Source organism: Streptomyces sp. NPDC057010 (assembly GCF_042673805.1).
Lineage (GTDB): Bacteria > Actinomycetota > Actinomycetes > Streptomycetales > Streptomycetaceae > Streptomyces.
The window spans coordinates 407,479-432,096 of sequence record NZ_JBHUSC010000001.1 but is presented as its reverse complement, the minus strand read 5'-3'; the positions used below and the strand labels follow the sequence as shown (position 1 = coordinate 432,096).

At 73.3% G+C, this 24,618-nt stretch carries 15 protein-coding genes; 8 read left to right on the top strand and 7 right to left on the bottom strand.

The features are described from left to right. Nucleotides 1–56 precede the first annotated feature (56 nt). Complete coding sequence (locus ACFTXQ_RS01940; RefSeq protein ID WP_382634892.1) at nt 57–1,778, top strand: serine/threonine-protein kinase; 1,722 nt, start codon at nt 57–59, stop codon at nt 1,776–1,778. Between the two features lie 34 nt (nt 1,779–1,812). Here the strand turns inward: ACFTXQ_RS01940 and ACFTXQ_RS01935 are convergent, their stop codons facing one another. Both ACFTXQ_RS01935 and ACFTXQ_RS01930 read right to left on the bottom strand, forming a co-directional pair. Beyond that, nucleotides 1,813–2,565, bottom strand: coding sequence for an amino acid ABC transporter ATP-binding protein (locus ACFTXQ_RS01935; protein WP_382635110.1), 753 nt, complete (start codon nt 2,563–2,565; stop codon nt 1,813–1,815). A 35-nt stretch (nt 2,566–2,600) separates the two neighbouring features. Continuing rightward, nucleotides 2,601–3,560, bottom strand: coding sequence for an ABC transporter substrate-binding protein (locus ACFTXQ_RS01930; RefSeq protein ID WP_382634889.1), 960 nt, complete (start codon nt 3,558–3,560; stop codon nt 2,601–2,603). A gap of 590 nt (nt 3,561–4,150) precedes the next feature. Here ACFTXQ_RS01930 and ACFTXQ_RS01925 point away from each other — a divergent pair. Continuing rightward, on the top strand, nt 4,151–5,170 hold the full coding sequence (locus ACFTXQ_RS01925; protein WP_382634886.1) for an amino acid ABC transporter permease: 1,020 nt from the start codon (nt 4,151–4,153) through the stop codon (nt 5,168–5,170). On the opposite strand, the gene ACFTXQ_RS01920 is transcribed toward ACFTXQ_RS01925, so the two are convergent. Next, the gene (locus ACFTXQ_RS01920) at nt 5,171–8,149 is read right to left on the bottom strand and encodes a carbohydrate binding domain-containing protein (protein WP_382634883.1); all 2,979 of its coding nucleotides are present in this window, start codon (nt 8,147–8,149) and stop codon (nt 5,171–5,173) included. A gap of 394 nt (nt 8,150–8,543) precedes the next feature. Here ACFTXQ_RS01920 and ACFTXQ_RS01915 point away from each other — a divergent pair, with 394 nt between their 5' ends. The 4 genes from ACFTXQ_RS01915 to ACFTXQ_RS01900 all read left to right on the top strand — a co-directional run bounded on the left by ACFTXQ_RS01915 (nt 8,544) and on the right by ACFTXQ_RS01900 (nt 14,419). Beyond that, nucleotides 8,544–9,836 (top strand): hypothetical protein, encoded by a 1,293-nt coding sequence (locus ACFTXQ_RS01915; RefSeq protein WP_382634881.1) that lies wholly within the window; start codon nt 8,544–8,546, stop codon nt 9,834–9,836. A 213-nt stretch (nt 9,837–10,049) separates the two neighbouring features. Continuing rightward, the gene (locus ACFTXQ_RS01910; RefSeq protein ID WP_382634878.1) at nt 10,050–10,889 is read left to right on the top strand and encodes a hypothetical protein; all 840 of its coding nucleotides are present in this window, start codon (nt 10,050–10,052) and stop codon (nt 10,887–10,889) included. After that, the gene (locus ACFTXQ_RS01905; protein WP_382634876.1) at nt 10,886–12,001 is read left to right on the top strand and encodes an ATP-binding protein; all 1,116 of its coding nucleotides are present in this window, start codon (nt 10,886–10,888) and stop codon (nt 11,999–12,001) included. Before ACFTXQ_RS01910 ends, ACFTXQ_RS01905 begins: the two co-directional genes overlap by 4 nt. A gap of 81 nt (nt 12,002–12,082) precedes the next feature. Then, nucleotides 12,083–14,419, top strand: a complete 2,337-nt coding sequence (locus tag ACFTXQ_RS01900; protein ID WP_382634873.1) for a hypothetical protein — start codon at nt 12,083–12,085, stop codon at nt 14,417–14,419. Here the strand turns inward: ACFTXQ_RS01900 and ACFTXQ_RS01895 are convergent. The 3 genes from ACFTXQ_RS01895 to fxsA form a co-directional block, all read right to left on the bottom strand. Next, the gene (locus tag ACFTXQ_RS01895; RefSeq protein WP_382634870.1) at nt 14,394–15,407 is read right to left on the bottom strand and encodes a hypothetical protein; all 1,014 of its coding nucleotides are present in this window, start codon (nt 15,405–15,407) and stop codon (nt 14,394–14,396) included. The two genes, ACFTXQ_RS01900 and ACFTXQ_RS01895, sit on opposite strands and share 26 nt — an antisense overlap. Before the next feature lie 109 nt (nt 15,408–15,516). After that, complete coding sequence (gene fxsT, locus ACFTXQ_RS01890; RefSeq protein ID WP_382634868.1) at nt 15,517–19,206, bottom strand: FxSxx-COOH system tetratricopeptide repeat protein; 3,690 nt, start codon at nt 19,204–19,206, stop codon at nt 15,517–15,519. Between the two features lie 154 nt (nt 19,207–19,360). After that, on the bottom strand, nt 19,361–19,567 hold the full coding sequence (fxsA, locus tag ACFTXQ_RS01885) for an FxSxx-COOH cyclophane-containing RiPP peptide (RefSeq protein ID WP_382634865.1): 207 nt from the start codon (nt 19,565–19,567) through the stop codon (nt 19,361–19,363). A 260-nt stretch (nt 19,568–19,827) separates the two neighbouring features. On the opposite strand from fxsA, the gene ACFTXQ_RS01880 reads away from it, so the two are divergent. Both ACFTXQ_RS01880 and ACFTXQ_RS01875 read left to right on the top strand, forming a co-directional pair. Next, nucleotides 19,828–21,069, top strand: coding sequence for an FxsB family cyclophane-forming radical SAM/SPASM peptide maturase (locus ACFTXQ_RS01880; RefSeq protein WP_382634862.1), 1,242 nt, complete (start codon nt 19,828–19,830; stop codon nt 21,067–21,069). Continuing rightward, a complete protein-coding gene (locus ACFTXQ_RS01875) occupies nt 21,066–22,424 on the top strand; it encodes an aKG-HExxH-type peptide beta-hydroxylase (protein WP_382634859.1) in 1,359 nt (452 codons plus the stop codon). The genes ACFTXQ_RS01880 and ACFTXQ_RS01875 overlap by 4 nt, the downstream gene beginning before the upstream one ends. A 41-nt stretch (nt 22,425–22,465) precedes the next feature. On the opposite strand, the gene ACFTXQ_RS01870 is transcribed toward ACFTXQ_RS01875, so the two are convergent. Next, nucleotides 22,466–24,616, bottom strand: a complete 2,151-nt coding sequence (locus tag ACFTXQ_RS01870; protein WP_382634856.1) for a xanthine dehydrogenase family protein molybdopterin-binding subunit — start codon at nt 24,614–24,616, stop codon at nt 22,466–22,468. Between the last annotated feature and the right edge of the window lie 2 nt (nt 24,617–24,618).

Below are 24,618 nucleotides of genomic sequence, written 5' to 3'. Positions count from 1 at the left end.
TACTCTTGAGCCCTCCACGTGGTGGGTCGACGAGTGGTTCTGGAACGGAGCGTGCGGTGCCAGCGGGTGAAGCGAACGACGGCGAGCTGACCGGCAAGACACTCGGGGGGCGTTACCGGGTGACCACGGTGGTCGGCCGCGGCGGCATGGGCGTCGTCGCCCGGGCCGTGGACGAACTCCTGGGCCGCGAGGTCGCCGTCAAGATCCTGCGCGCCTACACCGACGCCTCCGCGCCCGAACTGGCCGACCTGCGGACCCGGATGCAGCGTGAGGCGCAGGCCGCCGCCCGCATCCGGCACGGCGGCGTGGTCACCGTCCACGACGTGACCGAGGAGGAGGGGCTGCCGGTCATCGTCATGGAACTCGTCGACGGGCCCTCCCTCGACGACGTACTGGCGCAGCGCGGCCCCCTGGAGCCGCGCGAGGCCGCGGCGATCGGCGCCAGGCTGATGGACGCGCTCGACGCCGCGCACCGGGCGGGTGTCCTGCACCGGGACGTGAAGCCGGGCAACGTGCTGCTGGAGCGGGGCGGCCGGGTCGTGCTCACCGACTTCGGTATCGCCACCATGGACGCCTCCGGCGACGAGGCCATGGCCAAGCTGACCCGCAGCGGCGAAATCATAGGCTCGATGGACTACTTGCCGCCGGAGCGGGCGCAGGGGCAGGAGCCCGGTCCCGCCTCCGACATCTGGTCGCTCGGCATGACGCTGTACGCCGCGGTGGAGGGCACTTCACCGTTCCGCCGCACCTCCGTGTGGTCCACGCTGTCCGCGATCGTCACCGAGCCGCTGCCCGAACCGCGGCGGGCGGGGCCGCTCGCCCCCGTGCTGTTGGCGCTGATGGCGAAGGATCCGCAGCTGCGGCCCACCGCCGAGCAGGCACGGGCGATGCTGGAGCAGGTGGCCGCGGGCAGCACCCCTCACCCCGCGCCGCAGACCGCGGTCCCCGGGCCGGCGCCCGCGCCCGCGCCCGCCGTGCCGACCCCCACGGCGCCGTCCGTCGTCCCGCCGGCGCCCGCCGCCGCTTCCTTCACACCGCCGGCGCCCGGCGGCCCGGGGTTCGGGCCGCCGACTGCGGCCGGTTCGGGTGCGGGTGCGGTGCCGTACCAGCAGCCGTACGCCCCGCCTCCGCACGTCGGATACCCGCCTGCGGGCCCGCCGACCCGTGCGGAGCACCACGCGCCCGGCCCGTCCGCGGCGCGGCGGCGGAGCCGTGCCCTCATCGCCGGGGCCGCCGCGGGGGTCGTGCTCGCCGTGGGCGGCGTCGCGTACGCCCTGTCCGGCGAGGACGGCGGGAGCCGCAACGACGGGGCTCGGGCCTCGACGCCCGCGCCGGGCTCCCCGGCGGCCGGCGGTGATCCCGCCGGTCCCCCGAACACCTCCCCTTCCTCCTCCCCGTCCGCGACGGCCCAGGGGAAGCCGTCCGCCACCCCCTCCCGGAAGCCGGGCGCCACGGCGTCGCCGAGCGTCTCCGCCTCGGCGGCCAAGCCCAGCCCGGTGTCCACGAGTTGCACCGGCTGGTCCCACCGCGATCCGGCCCCGGGCAGCTACGGCTACATGTCCGGGGACTACCACCTGGAGACCGGGCCGTACCAGACGTGCCCCGCCGTGTCCCTGGCCAAGGCCGGCACGAAGCTCTGGTACCACTGCTACGTCGTCAACGCGTACGGGAACAAGTGGACTTACGTGCGCGTGGAAGGCACGAGCACCGCCGGGTGGATGTCCAACGACAACCTCACGCGCGAGAAGGGCCCGGCAACCCCCTGCGCCGCTCCCTGAGCGCGGGGGCTGCGGGGCCGGCCACGGCGGCGCGTCAGAGGACCTTCGACAGGAAGGCGCGGGTCCGGGCGTGCTGCGGCGCGTCCAGGACGGCCGCGGGCGGGCCCTGCTCCACCACGACCCCGCCGTCCATGAACACGACGGTGTCCGCGACCTCGCGGGCGAAGCCGATCTCGTGCGTCACCACGATCATGGTGGTGCCGGCGCGGGCCAGGTCCTTGATGACGTCCAGGACCTCACCGACCAGCTCCGGGTCGAGCGCCGAGGTGGGCTCGTCGAAGAGCAGCACCTTCGGTTCCAGGGCGAGCGCACGGGCGATCGCCACGCGCTGCTGTTGTCCGCCCGACAGCTGCCGCGGGTAGGCGTCGGCCTTGTCGGAGAGCCCGACACGGTCCAGGAGCCGGCGCGCCGTCGCCTCCGCCTCCGCGCGCGGGCGGCGCAGCGCCGAGACCGGGGCTTCGACGAGGTTGTCCAGCACGGTGAGGTGGGGGAAGAGGTTGAAGTTCTGGAAGACGAACCCGATGCGGGTGCGCTGCTTCAGCACCTCCCTGTCCTTGAGCTCGTACAGCCTGCCGCGGGACCGGCGGTAGCCGATGATCTCGCCGTCGATGCCGACCCAGCCCCGGTTGACCTTCTCCAGGTGGTTGATGGTGCGCAGGAGCGTGGACTTCCCCGAGCCGGAGGGGCCGAGGATCACGGTGACCTCGCCGGCGCGGACCTTCAGGTCCACGCCGCGCAGCACTTCCAGCGGTCCGAAGCTCTTGTGGACGCCGCGGACGTCGACCATGACGTCGGCCGTGATCTCTTTCACGGTGTCCCCGCTCACGTGTGCTCGGCCGGGTTGATCTGCGACGCGTCGATCGCGGAGGCGGTGGTGCCCCACTTCTTGAGGATCCGCGCGTAAGTGCCGTTCTTGATCAGTTCGTTGACGGCGGCCTGGAAGGCGGGGGTGAGGGGGGAGCCCTTCTTGAAGGCGAAGCCGACGTCGAGGCGGTGGTATTCGCCGAGGAACGTGGTGTGCGCGGCGGGCTGGGCGGCCTGGTGGCGCAGGCCGTTGATCGTCGACATGACGACGTCGATCCGGCCCTGCTGCAGGGCGGTGGTGACGGCGCCGGGCTCGGCGAAGACCTTGACCTCGTACGGCTTCCTGCCGGCCGCCGCGCACACGTCCTTCTTAGCGGTCAGGGTCTTCTCGAAGGTGGTGCCGGCCCCGGTGCCGATGGTCAGTCCGCACAGCTGGGTGAGGTCGGAGACCTGTGTGGTCAGGGTGGTGCTGCCCGTCTTGACGGCGAATCCCTGGCCGTCGTTGATGTAGGTGACGAAGTCGATGGTCTTCAGGCGTTCGGTGGTGACGCCGAAGTTTCCGGTGCCGAGGTCGTACTTGCCGCTGCCGAGGGCGGGCAGGATCGTCTCGAAGGAGGCGTCCTGGCGCTCCAGCTTCACGCCGAGGACCTTGGCCACCGCTTCGGCGATGTCGATGTCCTGGCCGGCGGGCGGCTTGTCCTGGCCGTTCGGGTAGTACGCGGAAGGCGGGGACCCTACGGAACTGCCGACCCGTACGGTGCCCGACTGGCGGACGTCGGCGGGGAGCAGGGCGGCGATCGAGTCGACGGTCCGTACGCCGGAGACCGGGTCGTCGGCGGGTGCGGATGCGGCCTGGGCGCCCGCCGACGCCGGGGCTCCGTCCGCGGAGCCGCAGCCCGTCAGGGCGAGGAGGGGCAGGAGGGCGAGGGCGGCGACGGTGCGCAGGCGGGTGCGTATCCCGTTTCCGGGGAGGTTCACGGCGGGCGGGCCTTTCGGTGGCGGGGCAGGGCGAAGCGGCGTGACGACGCGGGATGTTGGGGGAAGCAGGTGGCGGCAGCGCACGTCCGGGCTCGCGGCACCGTGTCCTCGCGCGGGCGGGTGCCCGTACGGAGGAAGGGTGGTGCGAAGGGAGCTCTCGGCCCGCGACGGGGTCACCGAGGGAGGGAAGGGCCGGTCAGACAGCCCGCTGCCGGGTCAGGCGCAACACGCCGCGGACCACACGCGACCGAAGTCGATGTAGTCGCGCGAGACCAAGCGCTGCCGGGCATTCATGCGACTACTTGAGCAGTACATGCTGCTCTGCGTCAAGCAACGGCCCGGATGGCGGACCGGACCGGGGCGCGAACCGGCGCCGGACCGGGCACGGTTGACACGACCGTGCCGGGGGCGCATACGATCGGGAACGGATCGGCTCCGCCCCGCGCGGAGGCCGCTCCGGCCGCGTTGAGGGACGCGGCGAGCGTGACGACACGGTGACCCGGTCCCGGCAGCACCACATCCATGGCGATGTGCTCGTGCCGCCGGGCGGTCATCCACGCCCGCGATCCCTTCCCTTGGAGAGCCTCCTCATGGCCACCCCTTCCGACGTCGCCGATGCCCTCGCTCCTGCGGCCGTGCCGGCCGCCGCCGCCGTGACGCAGCATGCGGGGCAGTCGCCCGGCGGCTCCGACCCCGATGCGCCGCGGATCGTGCCGCGCCGGCGGATCGGGCGCCTGCTGTCCGCCGTCGCCGCGCTGCTGGTGTTCGCGATGGTGCTCGGTTCCGTCGTGCGCAACGACGCCTTCCAATGGGACGTGGTGGGCCGGTACTTCACCACCACCGCCGTGCTCGACGGGCTGCTGCTGACCCTGTGGCTCACGGGCGCCGTGATGGTGCTCGGCTTCCTCTTCGGCACCGTGCTGGCGGTGATGCGTCTTTCGGCCAATCCGGTTCTGCGGACGCTGAGTTGGGGCTACGTGTGGATCTTCCGGTCCACTCCCCTGCTGGTGCAGCTGCTGTTCTGGTTCAACATCGGCGCCCTGTACCCCACGCTCGGCCTGGGCATCCCGTACGGCCCCGAGTTCTTCAGCATCAAGACGGTGAACCTGCTCGGCCCCACCCTCACCGCCGTCATCGGCCTGACGCTGCACGAGACCGCGTACGCCGCCGAGGTGGTGCGCGGCGGCATCCTCTCCGTGGACCCCGGCCAGACCGAGGCCGCGCAGGCGCTCGGTCTGAGCCGGCGCCGCACGCTGCGCCGGATCGTCGTTCCGCAGGCGATGCGCTCGATCGTGCCGACCGCCGGGAACATGCTGATCGGCACGCTCAAGGGAACGAGCATCGTCAGCGTGCTGGCCGTGCACGACCTCCTCTACTCGGTGCAGCTGGTCTACAACCAGAACTACCAGGTCATTCCCCTGCTGATGGTCGCCACCCTCTGGTACATCGCCGTCACCACCGTGCTGGGCGCGGGCCAGTACCACGTCGAGCGGTACTACGCGCGCGGCACCTCGCGCGGCCTGCCGCCCACACCGCTCCAGCGGCTGCGGGTCCGGCTGGCCGCGCTGCGCGCCCGGCTGCACACGGTGACCGGCTCCGGCGGCCGGTAGCTACTTCAGGTACGGTCCGGCGACCCCGATCTGCCCAGGCCCGTCCAGGACGTACACGCGCAGGTTGCCCTTGCCGGGCGCGGGGACGCTCAGGGTGCCGTTGGCCACGGTCTTCACGTCACCGGTGACGGCGTCGCGGTAGGTCCCGTTGGGGATGCCGGTGTACGTCGCCCCGTTGGTCACCGCGACCAGCGCGAAGCTGTCGGTGCCGCTCGCGGTGTCGGTGTAGCGGCGTTTGAAGGCCATGTCCCCGGAGATGCCCTCGGTGGAGTACTGGCCCATCTGGAGTGCGGGGACGGCGCGGCGGATCTGGTTGAGCCGCTGGACGTGCCGGGCCAGGGGCTGGGCCAGGGTGGTGGCGACCGCTCCGGTCGCGCTGGAGACCGTGCCGAAGCCGGAGGCGGTGACGGTGCCTTCGAGCGCGGCTCCGTAGTAGGCGCGGCCGGTGGTGGCGAGCGGGCAGGTCGGGCCGCAGTCGATCGGCCTGCCGGCCTGGAACTCGGTCTCGGAGCCGTAGTACAGCGTCGGGATCCCGCGGAAGGTCCACATCAGCGACATGTTCTCGGCCCAGGCGTCGGTGCCGCCCGCGTAGCGGGTGCTCGACTTGTTCGGGCCGTAGTCGTGGCTGTCGACGTAGACGACGTTGTACGTGGCGTCGTTGGTGGAGTCGTCGGAGTCGCGGCCGTTGTTGTAGGCGTTGGAGGCGTCACCGAAGTTCATGTGCATGCGCATGTCGATGATGTTCATGCCCGAGAACCGGCTGTGGTCGGGGGTGTGGTAGCTGTTGCCGCGCAGGAAGGCGTTGTCCGAGGTCGGCTGGGCGCCGGTGCCGAGCTGCTCTTCGTAGGTGTACTGCTCCAGGGCGGCCGCGGCGTCGTCCGCGCTGTACTCCTTGCGTTCCTTCCAGGTGTAGAACTGTGCGGAGTGGTTGACCGAGCCGCGGTTCCACTTGTCGTTGACGAAGGCCGCGACCTCGCCGAAGACGAAGAAGTCCCGGGCCTTGTCCGCGCCGAACCGCGCCGTCACCTCTTGTTGGATCGCGGGCAGGAAGCGGCGGTTCCACGTGCTGCGCGGAATGTGCACGGCGGTGTCGACGCGGAAGCCGTCGACGCCCATGTCGATGTACTTGTCGTAGGCGCCGATGAGGTAGCTCTGCACGGGCGCCGACTCGGTGTTGAAGTCGGCCAGGTCCTCGTGCAGCCAGCAGGAGCGGGAGTCCTCGCCCTCCCAGTTGCCGATCCAGCACTGGTGGTAGTAGGTCTTCGGGAACATGCCGGACGTGGGGCTCGGCCACTGGCAGTTGTAGACGGTGTAGCCCTCGGCGCTCTTCCCGCCGGTCGGTACGCCCCAGTTGACGCAGGTGTTGCCGCTCGGGGCGGCCGTGGACCACAGGTCGCCGTTGTAGTACGACTTGCCGGAGACCGGGTCGACGGTCAGGCCGTCGTACTCGAAGCCCTCCTGCCGCTGGTCGTAGTACCAGCTCCACTGGGAGTCGCGGACCCCGTAGGCGGTGGGTGTGAACAGGCCCTTGGCGCCCCAGCGGGAGCTGTGGTTGTAGACGACGTCCTGGTAGATCTTCATGCCCTTGGCGTGGGCCGCGTTGATCAGGTCCTGGTAGGAGGCTCCGGCGGACTCCAGGCGCGGGTCGACCCTGTAGAAGTCGTAGCCGTGGTAGCCGTGGTAGTCGTAGTCGGAGCGGTTCAGGACCACCGGGGTGATCCACAGGGCGGAGAAGCCGAGGCCCTTGACGTAGTCGAGCTTCTCGACGAGGCCCTTGAAGTCGCCGCGGAACATGGGGTCGTGGTTGGCGGCGTTGCCGGACTTCACGTCCTGGCTGCCGCCCCGGTTGTTGCTGCTGTCGCCGTCGTAGAAGCGGGCGGTGAGGACGAAGTAGACGGGGTCCTTGCGGGGGTCTCCGCCCAGCGGCCGGCCGTTCTCGACGGCGGGTTTGTCACCGGTGGTGGCGGTGACCGCGGCGCTCGCCCCGGAGACGTTCCCGGCCGCGTCGCGGGCGCGGACGACGTAGGTGTAGGCCGTACGGGCGTCGAGGCCGGTGTCGGTGCGGACCGTGGAGGCGGTGTCGGTGACGACGGTGCCCTGGGTGCCGCCGGTGCGGGTGACCTGGTAGCCGGTGACGGCGGTGTTGTCGGTGGCTGCGTTCCAGGACAGCACGACGGAGGTGTCGGTGACGCTCGCCGTGACTCCGGCGGGCGTGGCCGGCGCCTCGGTGTCGGGGACGGCGGTGGCGCACGGATCGGCGGCCGCCGCGGTGACCGCCTTGTCGCGGACCGTGGAAAGACCGGTCTTCAACTGGTAGTTGGCGCCGTTGTTGTTGTCCCAGATGCCGTTGCCGTTGTTGAAGGTGGCCTGCCAGGTGGTGGCCGTCCCCAGGTCGACGGTCTTCTTCACCCAGTCCGTACAGGCCGGTTCCGTCCCGACGCCCGGCACGGTCGTCCACGAGCCGCCGGCGGGGGCGTAGTGCAGGTTGTACGTGGACCAGCCCATGCTCCGGGTGTAGTAGTACACGGTCGCCGAGTTGCCGTTGCCGCCGGTGTTCGCACACGGGTCGCTGTGGGTGACCGTCCCGTCCTTGACGGCGATGTTCCCGCTCCCCAGGGCGTAGTTGGCGCCGCCGTTGTTGTCCCAGGTCCCCGTGCCGTTGTTGAAGGTGGCCTGGAGCCCGGCCGCGGAACCCAGGTCGACGGTCTTCTTCACCCAGTCGGTACAGGCCCGTTCCATCGCCACACCGGGCACGGCCGTCCACGAGCCGCCGGTGGGGGCGTAGTGCAGGTTGTACGTGGACCAGGCCTTGGTCTTCGTGTAGTAGAAGACCGTCGCGGTGTTGGAGACCGCGGCCGCCGGCGCCGTGCGGCCGGCGCCGGGCTTCGGCAGCGCCGCGACCAGGGCGAGAAGCACGAGTGCCGCCGCGAGGCGCCGGTAAGGGAGTGGTCTCCGTCTGCGTGGGGGTATGCGTCTCATGTGCGGCTCCAGGTGTGGGGGAAGTGCCGCCACACGAGGGGGGGACGGGCGGCACGTTCTGCAAGAACTGCCGGGAAATTCCTGCAAGTTCTTGCATCGCGCAAGCTACCGGCGCGTGTCAGCGGCGTAAAGACCTGTGACACCGACGGCGAATGAGCCAACCGGTCGGCGCGCGTTCGACGGCGGCCGCGGACGGGCAACCTCAGAACAGGGCCGCGCGAGGCGGTTCCGGCGCGCGCCACGCAAGGCATCACCCACATGGAGTAAGGGTCAACTCCCGTACAGGAAGCCGCAGTCCGGCTTTCTCTACGGCACCCGGGACCCCTACGATTCTCCTGCCCCATGGAGCGGAAGGCCCCGGGGCGGTAGACGCGCGCCAGGAGGGGGGAAGCCAGTGGCGACATCCAATCGCGTACTGCCGTGGCGACTGCCGGAATCCGTTCCCGGCATCGTGGCCGGCGCAGTGGGCACGCTGATCCTCGGCGTGGCCGCCGGCCTGGCAGTCGATCCCTCGGAACTGGTCGGCACCGGCGGCTACGTCTTCGGCGCGGGCCTGCTGCTCGCGATCGGGCTGTTCGGAAGCACGTACGCAATCGACCTCGAAGCGCTGCGAGAGGACCTGTCCGGCGTGTTGGCGGCCGTGACCCTCGGCGTCGTCCTCAAGGCCTCGCTGATCGCGGGCGTGATGGTGGTGGCGTTCGGGCGGCCCGAGTACGTGGTGCTCGGTATCGCGGTGGCCCAGATCGATCCGCTGTCCGTCGCCGCGCTCGGCAGGGACGGACGGATGTCCCCGCGCGCCAGGTCCCTGCTGTCCGCCTGGGCGTCGTTCGACGACCCGATGACGGTACTGCTGACGCTGTACGTGGCCGGCTACGCCTATACGGCGGCGGGTTACGAGGGCGCGCCGGCGGTCGCGGGGGGCGGCGCAGGCGGCTACGGAACCGGTCTCGGCCTGAACGCGGCGCTGGCGGCAGGTGTGTTGCTGCTGTGGTGGGCCGGTCGGAAGGCCGCGATCCGGCTGCCGTCCTCGCCGTCGGCACGGCGCACCGGGGCGATACTGGCGGGTCTGCTGGTCGTGGCGATGCTGGTGGTCGCCGCGGCGAACATGCTCATGCTCGCGGTCGCGGTCGCGGGCCTCTTCCTTCGTACGGCGGCGTTCGACAAGGCACTCGACCGTGCCGTCGGCGGCGCCTTCCTGGCCGCGTTCCTCGCGCTCGGCCTGTTCCTGGCGCAGGGCGTGGACCTGTTGCCGGGGTTCGTCCTGGGCGTGGCGGCGTTCGGCGCTCAGGCCGTGGTGGCCCTGGGGGTCATGCCGCTGTTCGTGCGCGGCCTGGACCGGCGGGACCGGATCGCCCTCGGACTCGGCCAGCAGAACGGCATCACGGCCGTCCTCATCGCCCTCAGCCTGGAACGCGACTTCCCCGGCACCGTCGCCACGGTCGGGCCCGCCGTGATCACGGTCAACCTGCTGCACGGCACCGCGCAGGTGCTGCAGGCACATCCGCCGCGCCCCTGGCGGGGGCGGCGCGGCGAGGAGGAGCCCGATACCGGCGAGGAACCCGACCCCGGCCAGGAGCGTCCTCTCCCTGGCGAAGAACCGCGGGCGCAGAAGCCCTTGAGAGCGGGGGTGTTGGCGGGGGACGGGGCGGCGTCGGAACCGTTGCCGCACGGCCGCTCCCCGGCGTGACACTCGGATCGGGCTTGTGCCGAAGAGGAACCGCACGGGGCGGTGGGCAGGACGGGGAGGGTGCGCATGAGGCAGGGGTGGGGGCTCGGTCCACTGGGGTCGCCGCGCAGCGGGCACCCGCGGCGCGGTGCGCCCTGCGGCCCGGCGGGCCGCGGGGGGCGCGGGGGGCGCGCTGTCGGCGCGGGGCACCGTCCCGGCAGGGCCGCCGCCGCGGTGCTCGTCCTGCTGACGGCCGCGGCCGCCGCCACCGGTACCCCCGCCCACGCCGGGACGGCGCCCGGCGGGTCGAAGGAGCGTGACGCCCAGCTCGTGTACTGCCTCGACTCCGAACGCCGCGGAGACCTCGTCACCGCCGCGACACGCCTCGGCCTCCTCCGGCCGGGCCCGACCTTCGACGGCACCGTCCGGCCCGTCGTGGCCGACATCGGCAGCCTGACACCGGAGCTGTGGGCCGAGCGCCGCAAGAGGGATTTCGGGCGGGCCTGTTCCGCACTCATGGCCGCCGCGTCCGACTCCCCGGGCGCCGCGTCCGCCGAGGCGAAGCCGGAGGAGGGCTGGTTCCAGACGTTCGTCAAGTCCCTGCCCCTGCTGGCGGCCGGCGCGCTGTTGACCCTCGGCGGGCAGTTCTCCGAGCGCGTGTCGTCCGAGCGGCGCCGGCTCAGCCGGCAGTTGGTGAGCTGCGAGGCGATCTACCGGTCCGCGGTGCGCGAGTACCTGGCGGCCTACGAGAGCGACCCCCGGGCGGACCACGCCGCGGTGGCCACGGCCCGCGAGGCGCTGCGGGGCGTCCTCACCCAGGTGTCCGGGCCCGCGTCCCGGCGCGCGGCGGCCCGGCGGCTCGCCGAAGGACTTCCCCTGATCCGTCCACTGCCGGCCGCCCGGGGCGGCGGAGTCCTCGGCACGGAGGATCGCACCCGGCTCGGCCAGGAGGTGTGGCAGTCGGTGGAGACACAACCGCGCGCCGTGATGCAGATCAACCGGCGTGCGCCGTACTGGAGATGGCGTGCGCTGCGCGAGCGCTCGGCCGCCACCCCACCGGAGGTGACCGCGTGACCCTGCCGATCCACCGCAACCCGTACGCCGTGCACGTACCGGTCACCAAGCGAGGCCTCCCGAAGCCCCCGCCGCGGGACGACCACCCCCTGATCCCGTGGGAGGACGAGGACCACGCGCACCAGTGGGTCGACGTCGACCACGCGGAGGAGCAGCTACGGCGGTTCGACGAGGTCCTGAGCAGGCTCACCGACGTCATCAACCCCGGTGTGGACCAGGGCAGTCTGGTGGTCGTGACCGGCCCCCGGGGCATGGGCAAGACCACCCTCATACACCACTGCATCTACCTGGCGAAGCAACACATCGCACGGATGTGCCGTGACGCCGAGGAGGCCGGGAACCCGCTCCCGATCGCGCAGCACATCGTGGCGATGACCGCCGGGTACCGCAACAACGGCCGCCCCATCAGCAGGGACGAGAACGGCGAGATCGCGTCCGCAGCGGTGATCAACTCCAACATCCGGGAGAAGGTCTTCGCCACGCTGCGCACCCATTTCCCGGCCTTCGGGCTCGACCCCTCGATCTCCGAGGAGCGGCCGTTCAAGGCGTTCAGCAGGATCAGCACCGTGCTGGCCGAGCACGACTCGCTGCTGTTCGTGGTCGTTCCGCACATCGACTGGACCGACCAGGGCGGCCTGCGGACCCAGTTCCTCGACACCTGTCTGAGCGCCGCGCAGAGCCGGATCGTCCTCTTCGTCGAGATCTCCCACGAGACGACCGCGACGGCGGGCGAGGTGATCGAGGCGCTGATGCCCAACGAGGCCGTCACCCACCTCATGCTCGGCGGGCTCGAGGCGGGGGACACCGCGAAGTTCAGCCAGGATGCCCGCGCGGCTCATCCCGACCCGGACGACCCGCCCCTGCCCGTCTGGCAGCCCGCCGACGTACGGGAGTTGCGGCAGGCCTGCCACGCGGTGGCCGACGGCCAGCTACGCGACGGCAGACCCGTCCGCGTCACCACCCACGAACTGGACCGGCACGCGGCCGGCCGCAGCCCGCTGGACCTCCCGGGCCTGCGGCGCGAGGCCCTGCGCGCGCACCCCGACCCCGGTCCCGCCCCGGGCGCTCCACCCCGTCCACCCCGTCAGGCCGGCCCCGCTCCCGACTCCTGATCCCCTTCCTGTACTGAGCCCCGTCCCCCGCCCCGTCCCCGCCCGGATCGACCGCAATCGGAAAACACGAGGAGTGCCGCCGTGGCCCCAGACAGTGGAGACATCTGGCACAACAATCCCTTTCCCCTGATCCCCGTCGCGCGCCTCGGCCCCGCCGCCGACCTCGGGGACGCACCGGTCGAAGCGGCGGACTCGGGCAACGCGACCATCGGGACGCCGATCCTCGACGAGCTCTCGCACCTGGTCGTCGACTATCTCGCCGAACGGCCGGCCGGCGGCCGCAGGGGACGGGCGATCGCCCTGGTGGGCCGGTTCGGTCTGGGCAAGAGCCATGCCCTGCGCGAGGTGTACGCCACGCTCACCGGGCAGCCGGACGCCCCCGCGATGTGGATCGCCGACGAGCCGGCCCAGGACATGGGGCGGATGTACCGGGACCGGCTGCGCGGCCCCGGCGACACGCCGGAGGGGCGGCGCGCGTTCGAGGAACTGGTCCGGGACTACTACGCGTACGTGACCGCGAACCGCGTCGACGCGCAGGGCAGCGATCCCCGTCTCGGGCCGCTCGACGAGGTCTCGGCAGGACTGCGGGACCGCACCCTCGACCCGGGCAAGGTGGTCTCGGCACTGCGCTACGACCCCACCCTCATCCACACCCATCTGCTCGGCACGCTCGGCGAGGTCACCGAGCACCGCCGGTTCGCGATCGCCCTCGCCCTCCTCCAGGAGCCGCCTTTCACCCGGATGGTCTGGGAATGGCTGAGGGGCGGCGAGCCGGCCGAGCCGCTGCGCGAGCGGGGCATCACCGAGGCCATCGGCCCTTCGGCAGGACCCGGCGGACCGGAACAGGCGGCGGCCGGCATCCACCGGGTCTTCGACGCGCTGGCCGTGCAGGGCTTCCTCCACGGCCGGGTGGGCCGCCCGTACGCGCTCCTCATGGACTCCCTGGAGAAGGTGCTCGACTGGCCGGACGAGATCCGGCGCGCCTTCGTGGACGCCTTCGAACGGCTCGTCGACATCTACACGAGCCGGGGCGGTCTGCTGGTGTTCTGCGTCTCGCCGCGGGGACTGCGTGAGCTGCGGCCGAGCGTGCACGAGCGCGTGGTCCAGCTGTGGCCGTCCGGCCTCGACGAACAGGACACCGGACGGCTGGTCGCGGCCTACGTCGCGGCGGGCGGCGGCTCCGGCACGACGGCCGACCGGCCCGCGGGACCGTTCGGCCCGGAGGCGCTGCGCCTGCTGTACGAGCTGACCGAGGGGGTGCCCCGCGAGGTCCTCAAGACGTGCCGCCAGGCCTGGCAGCTCAGCGAGGAGGGCGAGGACCGGGCGGTGCGGGAGGTGACCGCCGCGAAGGTGCTGTCGGCGGTGCGCGAACTGCACGAGAGGGTCTCCCGCCTTCAGGTCGCGCGGGACGTGCACGCCGCCCTGGACCTCGGGCAGTGGCGCATCGCGACGCACGACCCGGTCCCCGCGCACCGCTCGTCCCCTCCGGCCACCCCGGAGGAGGTGCTGTACTGGCTCTCCCCCGCTCCGGACGCCTACCTCTCGGTGATCCTCACCGACTCCGTCCTCGTCGCCGGCGACGTGGAGCGGGTGGTCGCCCACGTGCACGGTCTGCGCAACGCGGTGCGCCCGGCACGGTTCGAGGCCCTCCTCGTGGTCAGGGGCTACGTCACGAGCCCCATGCAGGACCGGCTCGGGCGCGCGATCGGCTCCCGGCCCCTGGTCTACCGGCAGGACGACTTCCCGCAGAGCGTGGACACGGCGCTGCAGCAACTCGACAGGCGGCTGACGGACGTACGGCAGGAACAGGGCCTGGTCCGGCTGGGCGAGCGCGTGAGGCGCGGCCTGGAGGAGCAGTCCGCCCAACTGGCCGAACTGCGCCGCGAGGTGGCCTCGATGGGCGTGCGGCCCCGCTCGGGGGCCGTGGCGCCGTACGAGGAGACGGTGGCACAGCCGGTGGGCGCACGGCCTCCCGCTCCGCCCGCGCCGGATCCGGCGGCCGCCGACCTGCCGGCACCCGTACGGAGCCACTTCCAGGAGGCCCTCACGGTCCTGGACGTCATCACCCGGAACACGATCGAACGCCGCGTGGCCAAGGGGGCCTCGGAGCAGCCGGCCGCCGGAACACCCAAGGAGCTCGGCGCCCTCGGCTGCGCCACCCTCGTACGGGCGCTGACGGAGAAGTTCCGGGGATCCGTCTCCGTCTGGCTCCGCACCGCCGTGTCGGGGGCGACGGTCGAGGACCGGCTGGGTGAACTGCGGCGGATCTGCCGGGAGTACGAGTACGCGGTCGAGGTGTTACCCGTGCACCTGCTGGGCAGCGCGGGGCCCCCGCACCCCCGTACGGCGGCCCGGACGGTCGAGGCCCTCGCGGAGGAGGTGTGGGGCACGCTCAGCGCGACGGCTGCCGCGTCGTGATCTCGCCCAGTGCGCGGGCCAGTCGGTTCAGGTTGATGTCGGCGTTGCCGACCTGCGGCTGGTCCAGGGTGACGCCGACGACGAACTCACTGGGCGAGGTCCAGGTGACGTACACCGCCCCCTCCTGGACGTCGAGCACCAGCCGGTCGACGGGCGGGCCGCCTGGCTCCGGCGGGGCGACCAGGTGCAGGGCGTCGGTGAGGCGGCTCAGGTGCCCGCTCAGGCGCTGGGAGAGGTCCCGGTAGGCACTGCGCCGGCTGCGCACACTGACGTTCAGGAAACGCGGGCCGAGTTCCGGGGCGTCGAAGACGTCGCCGACGCACACGAGGGTCCAGTCCCGGTAGTAGGCGGCGTACTGGAGGTCGGTCGTGTTCAGGTGGCCCTGCAGGAGGTGGCGGAGCCGCTCCTCGTCGCCGGACCCCGGCCGGGTGGCCGTTCCGAAGTCGACGCGCGGGCTCACCTGTTCGGTGGAGTGCCCGGGCGCGGCCGTCAGGCTCCCTCCGGGCAGCTCGTCGGGCAGCCGGTGCACCTCCGTACGGAGCCGGGTGACGAGCGTGTTCATCGTGGCGTCCATGGCCTCGACGCTCGCGGCTTCCTCGGTGAGCCCCGCGAGGAACTCACCGGGCTTGACCCGTCCGCCCCAGAGCCCGCCGCCCGCGTTGGCGACGACGGTGCGCATCAGGTCTCCGGTGCCCAGCGGGCGCAGGATCCCGCCCAGGTCCTGGGTGCACAGCAGCAGCCGGCTGCCGGGCAGCGACTCGTCCTGCAGGTCGTCACCGGCATCGGCGACCATGCTGCTGAGGGGGCCGCGGTCGGTGTGGCAGACCACGAAGTCGAGGATGCCGTTGCTGTAGTGCGACAGCGAGCGGATCCCGGAGCCCGCCGAGGCGACCGCCTCTTGACACAACTCCGTTATCCGGCCGTGCCGTTGCGGGGTCCAGTGGGATTCCTTCAGGATCTCGGTGCGCTGCTGTGCGGGGGCTGCCACGTGCGCTCGCCTTTCGCTCGACGACTGCCTGACCAATGCCTGACGACTGACGGGACGGCTGACGGGACGACGGCCTGAGAAGCGACCTCGCAGCCCTCCGTACGTCTTCTTACAGCTCCGGCAGCTCCAGGTCGATGTCGAAGCCCGAAGCCGGAACCGGGCGGGCGCTCTCGGATCCGGTGAGCCACGCGTGGTGCGCCCGCACCCGCCGGCCGTCCGGCCGGTGGGCGACCCCCAGGTCGCGCAGCCGGGCCAGGGCGCCGTCGGCGAGGGCGACCGCTTCCTCGCCGCGGCCGGCCGCGGCGAGGGTGGCGGCGAGGGAGTTCTCCGCCGCGGCGATCCACGGATGGGCCAGACCGAGCTTGTGGGTGAGCCGGTCGAGAGCGGCACGGCCCGTCGACTCGGCCTGCTCCAGGTCGCCCGTTGCCCGCAGGTAGACACCGTGCCGGACGTCGCTCAGCGCCGTACACGGGTGGCCCACGCCGAACCGGTCCGCGAGCGCCTCCCCGCACGCGCGCGCCTGCAGTTCGGCGTCCTCCGCCTTGCCGAGGGCGTGCAGGTCGGCGGCCAGGCTGAACCGGCAGCGCAGGGTGTCGTAGCGGTCGGCCCCGAAGCGGCGGACGTACTTCTCCAGAGCCCGCTGGTCCCGCTCGTAGGCCATCTCGAAGCCGTAGCGGGGGTCCTTGGCGGCGGGGAACCCGTCGGCGAGCCGGCGCTCGCTGACCGCGAGGCCCACCTCCGTCACCAGGCGTGCCTGGTCCCAGGTGTCGCCGTGCCGGCGCAGGCGCTGTCGCAGCAGGTCCTGGGACTCTCCGTCACGCCCCGTCGCCCGGTACAGGTAGGCGAGGAGGTCGGCCGAGAGCCAGGCGTCCGGGTCGTCCTTGCCGCCGACGGCCTGCCGGTAGCGGAAGTGCTCCAGCATCCGTCCGAGGGCCGCGGCGATCCGCCCGGTGAGCGCCTCGGTGAGGGCGAGGTTGTGCTCGACCTGGACCGTGGCGGGGTGCTGCGGGCCGAGCAGCAGGGTGAGGCCCTCCACGGTCGGCCTGGACTGCATCAGGGCGTCGTCGAAGCGGCCGAGCGTCCGCAGCGTCGCGGCGTACGAGTCGGCCGAGAGGAGCGTGCGCGGGTGCATGAGACCCAGGAGCCTGCGGTGCCCGCGCAGGGCTTCCTGCGACATCTCGCGGGACTTCCCGTACGAGCCGCGCAGGCGGTGGGCGCGGGCGATGAAGTTGAGCAGGCGCAGGTACTCGGGGGTGTGCTCGTCGCCCTCCTGCTGCCAGCAGGCGCGGGCCCGGTCGGCGATGTCGAGCAGACGGGCGAGGTCGGCGGCCTCGCCGCGCGAGGCGAGCGCCTGGAGGTGGCGCAGCAGTGAGCGGCGCACCCGGGGCCGGGTGTCCTCCCACAGGCGCAGTGAGTACACCTCGCGCGCCCAGTCGGGGGGCAGGTTCTCGTCCTGGCGTCCGTGCTCGGCGAGCACGCCGCGCAGCACCGACTCGACGTGCGCCCGCTCGGCGGGGTCCATGGCGTCCCGGATCACGTCGCGCAGCGCGTGGTGCTGTGCGAGGGGCTGTTCCCTGTTGTCGAAGTCGACGTCGAGCAGGCCGACCTGGGCCAGTGCCCACAGGGCGACGCTCACCATGTGCTCGTCGGGCAGCTGCACTTCGTCGGGGTGCGGGGGGCGCGGGGCGCCGGCCGGTGGCCGGTCCGGTCCGGCCAGGTCGTCGCGGGCCAGCTCGGACAGGATGCGGCGGGAGCGGAGCAGATCGAGTCCCATGCCGCGGCCGGTGAGCAGGGAGGCGGCGCTCAGGAGCCAGCCCAGGGCGTCCCGTTCGGCGCTCTCGCCCCGCCAGGCCGCGGCGCCCGGGGTGCCTTCCGCGATCCTGCGGGCGACGCGCACCACGACGGCCACGGGGGATACGGCATCGGTGTCGGCGAGGAGTTCGGTCTTGGCGGTGCGGTAGGCGGCGCAGAAGTCCGCGACGGCCGCGCGGACCGACGCTTCCTGGCTCATGTGGTCGTCGAGGCGGTGGGCGACGGCCCTCTCGGCGAGGCAGCGGGCGGCCACCCGCAGGGCGAGCGGGACGAAGTCCACGACGCTGCCGACCTGTTGGACCTGCTCGGCGGTGAGGTCCGCGACGCGTTCGCTCAGCAGGGCGTGGGCCTCGGCGGCCGTCAGGGGGCTCATCGGGAAGGCCGTCAGGTGGGGCGGGCGGTCGTCCCGCCGGCGCTCGGCCGGGCGGCTCCTGCTGGTGATCAGCAGGTGACCCCGCTCGTGCGGTACGGGGAACAGGCCCTGCAGTTCGGCGGGGTCCGCCACGCCGTCGAAGACGATCAGCCAGCTGAGCGAGTCCGGGCCGGGGCGCGAGAGGCGGGTCAGGAGGCGGGAGACGCCGTCGTCCTCGGACACCGTGCCGTGCCGGTCCCCCTGCGCACCGAGGAGGGCGGACAGCCGGGTGAGTCCCCGGTGGGCGCGCTCCGGGTCCCAGGAACGGACCCACCACACCACGTCGTAGCCGGGGCCGTAGCGGTGACACAGCTCGCGGGCGGCCTCGCTCTTGCCCCAGCCGCTGGGTCCGTGCAGCACCAGTCCGGCGCCCTCGTGGCCGGCCTGCCGCAGCTCCTCCTCCAGCGTGGTGAGCAGGTCGTCGCGGTCCGCGAAACTCCCGTTCCGGGGAGCGACGTTGGTGGCCGCGGGCAGACGCGGGAAGCGCGCACCCGCGGCGCCCTCGCCGGGCCGGGCGGGGCCGAGGCCGAGGCCCGCGTAGAGGACCCGCAGCGCCTCGCTCTCGGAGGCCTCGCGCAGGTCGATCCGCTCGTGGTGCGCCGCCTCGGCGTTCGGGAACGGTTCGTCGACGAGCACGATCCGTACGTCGGTGTGGTTGAGCGCACCGATCTGGGCGAGCAGGGTGTCGTCCGCGTCGCCCGGGGCGAGGAAGAGCAGGGCCCGGCCGGGCTCGGGGCTCTCGCCGGTGTAGACGTCTCCTCTGCGCAGCTCGGTCCGGACGCCCTGCTGGCCGAGACGCTCCCGCAGCCAGGCCGCCCAGGGGGCGTGCCGCGGGAAGTGGACGATGGTGGCGTCGGTGAGCCGTGCCGTGCGGCGCGCCAGCAGCCAGTCGGCGAGCTGCTCGTAGGACGGGCGCAGTCCGGTGACGGTGCCGGCGTCCTCGGTCTGGACGGCGAGGCTGCGGCTGTCCCGGTACAGGGGGTTGTACGGAATCTCCAGGAAGGGGAACCCGCTCTCACCGCGGGCCCGGGCGAGGGGCGAGAACTTGCGCCGCACCCGTTCGCGTCCCTCGCGCAGCCGGTCGCGGACCGCGGGGTCGCTTTTGAGACCGAGGGTGAGCAGCCGTACGGGCCTGCCGGCGCGGCGGCGGCCGGAGAGGTCCTCGGCGAGGGCGGCGGCGCCGTCGATGGACCAGGCGGTCAGCGCGAAGCAGACCACGACCGCGTCGGCGAAGTCCACCAGCGGGCCCGGCTCCACCGCGCCGCGGGCGTCCGGCACGGGCGCCTCGATCAGGATGTGGTCGTAGCGGGCGGCGACGGGGTCTTCGCCGAGCGCGGTGAACTCCTGCGGACCGGTGCGCGCGACGACGGCGACCTGCCCGGGCGCCGGCTCCGGCACGGGCTGGGCGGCGCCGCCCAGGGCGCGGGGGCGGCCGTCCACCAGCAGCACGCTGCGGTTGCCCTCGGCGAGGATGTCCGCCGTGTTGCGCAGGGTGGTGCTCAGCCCGAGGTTCTCCGAGGTTGCGAGGAAGACGGTGCACGAACCCTGGCGGTCCTGGAGGTGGGAGTCTGGCATGACCTCTCCGCTCGGCGGGGTGGCAGCAACTGAAGGGGGACATAGCAGACATGCAGGGGCGTCAGTATAGGGCTCGGTGCCTGATCTCCGGGGCAGGTGCGCGCCGCGTCCGCAGTGTCCGGCGGGCGCCGCCGACCGGACGGGGCGCGCCCTCTCACTGGCTCTCCCGGTGCCCGGTGACGAACGGGTCGCCGGCCGCACAGCTGTCGTGTATCCGGCGCAGCAGGGCGCCGAGCACGGAGTCGGGAAGGGCGGCCACGTCCTCCAGGTCCAGCCCTGCGATGTCCACGACGACGGACTCCGCGTCGGCCGTGTCGGTGTCGGCGAGCGCGCCGGGCGCACCCTCCTCGGCAACTGTCATGGGGTCCAATGGGGTCCACCCTCCGGCGCGTCCGGGGAAACCGGTGTCCGCCCCAGGGTAGCGCCGCAGCACGCCCCCGCGGCAGTCGAAAGCGCCCCCGAAGTGCCCCAACTGCGCTTCTGCCAGCTCCTCTTGGCTCAATCGTGATGTTGACGGTCCGCGCACTGCGACCAAATACTGGCCGAACGGAGTGTGCCCCGGTCCCCATGCGCGAGGACCCAGTGCGACGGATCGACGGCGCACGTCTTCGGGGGGAGCGGATGAGTCGACCGCCACTGCGCCATGCCGAGCCGCCCTGGCCGAGGGCCACCGACGTGGCGGAACGGGAAGCGGCCGGCTGGGAGCCGTTTCCGCTCCATTCCTTCGTCCTCAAGGTGCACAGCCGCTGCGACCTCGCCTGCGACTACTGCTACATGTACCGCTCTCACGACCAGAGTTGGCGCAGGCAGCCGCGTGCCATGGCCCCGGCCGTCGTCGACCGTACGGCCGAGCGCATCGCCGAACACCTGTCCGCGCACGGACTGCGTGAGGCCGGTGTCGTCCTGCACGGGGGCGAGCCCCTGCTCGCCGGGGACGCCGCGCTCGCCCGTACGGCCCGGGTGCTGCGCGCGGCCGTCGGCGACGGCGTACGACTGCACCTGTCCCTGCAGACCAACGGGGTGCGCCTCACCAGGGACCGGCTCGACCTGTGCGGTGAGGCGGGCATCAGCGTCGGGGTGAGCACCGACGGCGGGCGCGCCGCCCACGACCGGCACCGGCGCGGGGCCGACGGGCGGGGCAGCCACGCCCGGGTCGAGGAGGCCCTGGCGCTGCTCGCGAGCGCACCCTACCGGCCGCTGTTCGCGGGGCTGCTGTGCACCATCGACCTGCGCAACAACCCCGTGCGCACCTACGAGGCGCTGCTCGCGCACCGCCCGCCCGCCGTCGACTTCCTTCTTCCGCTGGGCAATTGGCACAGCCCGCCGCCGGGGCTCGTCCCCGGGGGAGGGCACACGCCGTACGCGGACTGGCTGTGGGCGGTCTTCGAACGCTGGTACGGGGCCCCGGTGCGCGAGACCGCAGTCCGTCACCTCGACGACGTCTTGTCCCTGCTGCTCGGCGGGACCCCGCGGACGGAGTCCCTCGGTCTCGCTCCGGCGCGCTACGCCGTGGTGGAGAGCGACGGCTCCCTGGCCCAGGACGACTCCCTGCGTACCGCGTACGAGGGGGCGGCGCGCACCGGCCTCGACGTGTGGCGCCATTCCTTCGACAGGCTGCTGCGCCACCCGGGGATCGCGGCCCGCCAGTGGGGAGCCGACGGCCTGTGCGCCGAGTGCCGCGCCTGCCCGCTGCACCGGGTGTGCGGGGGCGGCCACTACGTCACCCGCTACCGCCGCGCCACGGGGTTCGCCAACCCGAGCGTGTACTGCGCGGACCTGGCGTCGCTGATCAGGCGGGTGCGGGGCCGGCTGGTCCAGGACGTGGCGGAGTTGAAGGCCGGCACGGAAGGCACGGCGGCATGACCATGACGCCGCTGCCGCACCGCTTCCCGGGCGGGCTGTTCGACGCGGTCGCCGCGGGCGGCGGCGGCGCCGAGGCCCTGGGCCTGCTCGCCCGGGCCGAGCACAGCAGGCGCCTCGCCGTCGTGCACGCCGTGACCACCGCCGCGCGTGGGGCCGGCGGTACTGTGGCGCAGGAGGCGGAGCTCGCCTGGGAGTTGCTCGTCGAGGCCCGCCGCGTGGCGCCCGGGGCCGCCGACGCCGTACTCACCCACCCGTCGGCGGGCCCGGCGCTCTTCGGCCTGCTCGCCCGGCTGGCGAGGCCCTCCGGGGAGGCTCCGCCGGTGCACTGGTTCACCGCGCTCGCCGCTGCGGCCACGGTCCGGGCCGGGCTGCCCGCCCGCGTACGGTGGCCGGCCGAGGGCCCCTGGGTGGCCCTGCCGTCGCTCGGCCGGGCCCATTTCCCGGGCCTGCGCCCCGGCGGCCACGCCGAGCTGCGCGTGGACGCCGAGGGCCGGGCCACCATCGCCGCCCCGGTGGCGCGTGCCGCCTCCGGCCCGGTGGCGGTACCGGCCGGTCCGTACGGGACGGGCGACCGCTGGCAGGGCGCACACCTGCTGACCACGCTGGACACGGGCGCCGCGCTGGTGCTCGACACCCTGGACCCGCGCTCGTTCCCGAGGGCCGCGGGTCGCCCGGACGGTCCGGGCCCCGACGAGAGGGGCCGCTGGGCGGCGGGGGCCCGGGACGCCTGCCGGATGCTGCGCACCGGCCATCCGGCGGTGTACGAGGAGCTGGCCGCCGGCCCCCGGGTCCTGGTTCCGCTGTCCGGCACGGGCCGGGGGGTGGTCAGCGGCAGCAACGCGGAGACCTTCGGGTGCATGGCGCTCTCGCCGCCCCCGACGACTGCCGTGTTCGCGGTGACGCTGGCGCACGAGATGCAGCACAACAAGTTCGCGGCGATGCTGCACCTCTTCGACCTGTTCGAGGGGGGCGGTGAGGAGCTGTACTACGCGCCGTGGCGCCCCGACCCGCGTCCTCTGCTCGGCCTCTTCCACGGGGCGTACGCCCATCTGGGAGTCGCGCAGTTCTGGGGCCGGCACCGCGGAACGGAGCCGGACCCGGCCCTGCGGGCCACCGCCCACACCCAGTTCGCCCGCTGGCGCTCGGCCGCCCGCGAGGCGACCCTCGCCGTCCTGGGCTCCGGCCGGCTCACCCCCCTCGGCGAACGGTTCGCCGGGCGGATGCTGGAGACCCTCGACGCCCTGTGCCGCGCACCGGTGCCGCCGTCGGCACTGCGCCACGCCGAGTCCGTGGCCCGGGCGCACCGGACGGCCTGGCAGGACGCCGCGCGAAGGGCGCGGGTACTGCCGGTGTGAGCGCGGGATCGTCCCCGCCACGGCCGGAGCACGTGCGGCTGTCATCCGGCGCCTCCCGCCCCGGCCCGCTCGCCGGCGAGGGCCGCCAGGACCCGGTCGGGGGTCAGGGGCAGTTCGCGCAGGCGCCGGCCGGTGGCCTGGCTCAGGGCGTTGCCGATGGCCGCCGCGGCGCCGACGATGCCGATCTCGCCGATGCCCTTGCTGCCCATCGGATTGAGGTGCTTGTCGTGCTCGTCGATCCAGTGGGCCTCGATGGCCGGGACGTCGGCGTTCGCCGGCACGTGGTAGGTGGCCAGGTCGCGCTCCGCGAAATCGCCGAACGCCGGGTCGAGGCTGCCGTGTTCGGTCAGCGCCATGCCCAGCCCCATCACCATTCCCCCGATGAACTGCGACCGTGCCGTGCGGGGGTTGAGGACATGGCCGGCGGCGAAGACGCCCAGCAGCCGGCGGACGCGTACCTCCCCGGTGACGGTGTCGGCCTGGACCTCGGCGAAGTGCGCCCCGAACGCGTGGCGCGCGTACGGTGACTTCTGCTTCGCCGACTGGGTGGTGTCGGCGGACGCGGAGAGCCCCGCCTCGGGCAGCGGCCCCTGGTGCCGGGCCAGCCGGTCGGTCAGGGCGGTGCACGCGTCGTGTACCGCCCAGCCCCAGGACGCCGTCCCGGTGGACCCGCCCGCGACGGGGCCGGCGGGCAGCGCGCTGTTCCCGATGGCCAGCGAGACGTCGTCGAGCGGGACGCGCAGGGCGTCGGCGGCGATCTGGGAAAGGACCGTACGGGCGCCGGTCCCGATGTCGGTGGCGTTGACCTCGACGAGGTAGCTCCCGTCGGGGCGGGCGTGGGCCCGGGCGCCGGCGGGGGCGATGTACACGGGGTAGGTGGCGGCGGCCACGCCGCTGCCGACGAGGAGCGGCCCCTCCCGCAGGGGCGGCCGGCGGCCGGCCCAGCCGAAGCGCCTCGCGCCCTCGCGCAGGCACTCCACGAGGTGACGGCTGCTGAAGGGGCGGCCGCTGTCGGGCTCGGTGGCGGGGTCGTTGCGTACGCGCAGCTCGACGGGGTCCATGCCGAGGGCGTCGGCCAGCTCGTCCATGGCCGACTCCAGGGCGTACATGCCGGGGGTTTCGCCCGGCGCCCGCATCCAGGAAGGGGTGGGGACGTCGAGCGCGGCGACGCGGTGGGTGGTGCGGTTGTCCGGGGCGGCATACATCACCCGGGCGGGTACGGCGGCCTGCTCCACGAACTCGCGCACCTGCGAGGTGTGCGTGGTGACCTCGTGGGTGAGGGAGGTGAGGGTGCCGTCCGGGCGGGCGCCGAGCCGGACGTGGTGCAGGGTGGGGGCGCGGTGGCCGACGGTCGCGGCCATGTGCTGCCGGGGCAGGGCGAGGGTGACGGGGCGTCCGCAGTGCCGGGTGGCCATGACGGCGAGGACGACGTGGGGGCGCGGTGTGCCCTTGGAGCCGAATCCGCCGCCCACGTGCTCGGCCAGGACGGTGACCCGGTCCTCCGGCAGCCGGAACAGTCCGGCCAGGACCGCGCGCACGATCGTGGTGCCCTGGCAGGAGTCGTAGACGGTGAGGTGGCCGCGCCCGGCGTCCCAGTCCGCGGTGGCGGCGTGCGGCTCCATCGCGTGGTTGTGCAGTGGCGGCACCGAGTAGTGGGCGTCGACACGTACGGGGGCGGCGGCGAACGCCGCGTCCGGGTCGCCCTGTTCGCGGTGCGCGGGGTAGCCGCCGTTGACCTCCTCGGGGGTGTACAGGCCGGGGTGTCCCTCGCGCAGGGTGACGTCGTGCGGCTCCGCCTCGTAGGTGACGCGCACCGCGTCGGCGGCGGCCCGGGCCTCCTCCAGGGTGTCGGCGATGGCCAGCGCCACGTACCAGCCGCGGTGGGGCACCCGCAGGTCCTGGAGCAGTTGGAGGGTGGGGTCGTCGGAGGGCCCCAGGCGCGGTGCGTCGTACGGGGTGAGCACGCCCAGTACGCCGGGCAGGGCCAGGGCCACGGCCGTGTCGACGGCGGTGATCCGGCCGCGGGCGACCGTCGCGGGCACGGGCCAGGCGTAGGCCCGTTGCGGCAGGTGCCGTTCGGCGGCGTAGCGGGCGGTGCCGGTCACCTTCTCCCGGCCTTCGCGCCGCGGGACGGGGGCACCGAGCACGGCCTCGGCGGTGGTCGTGTCGAGGGTGGCGGAGGTGGGGCTCATCG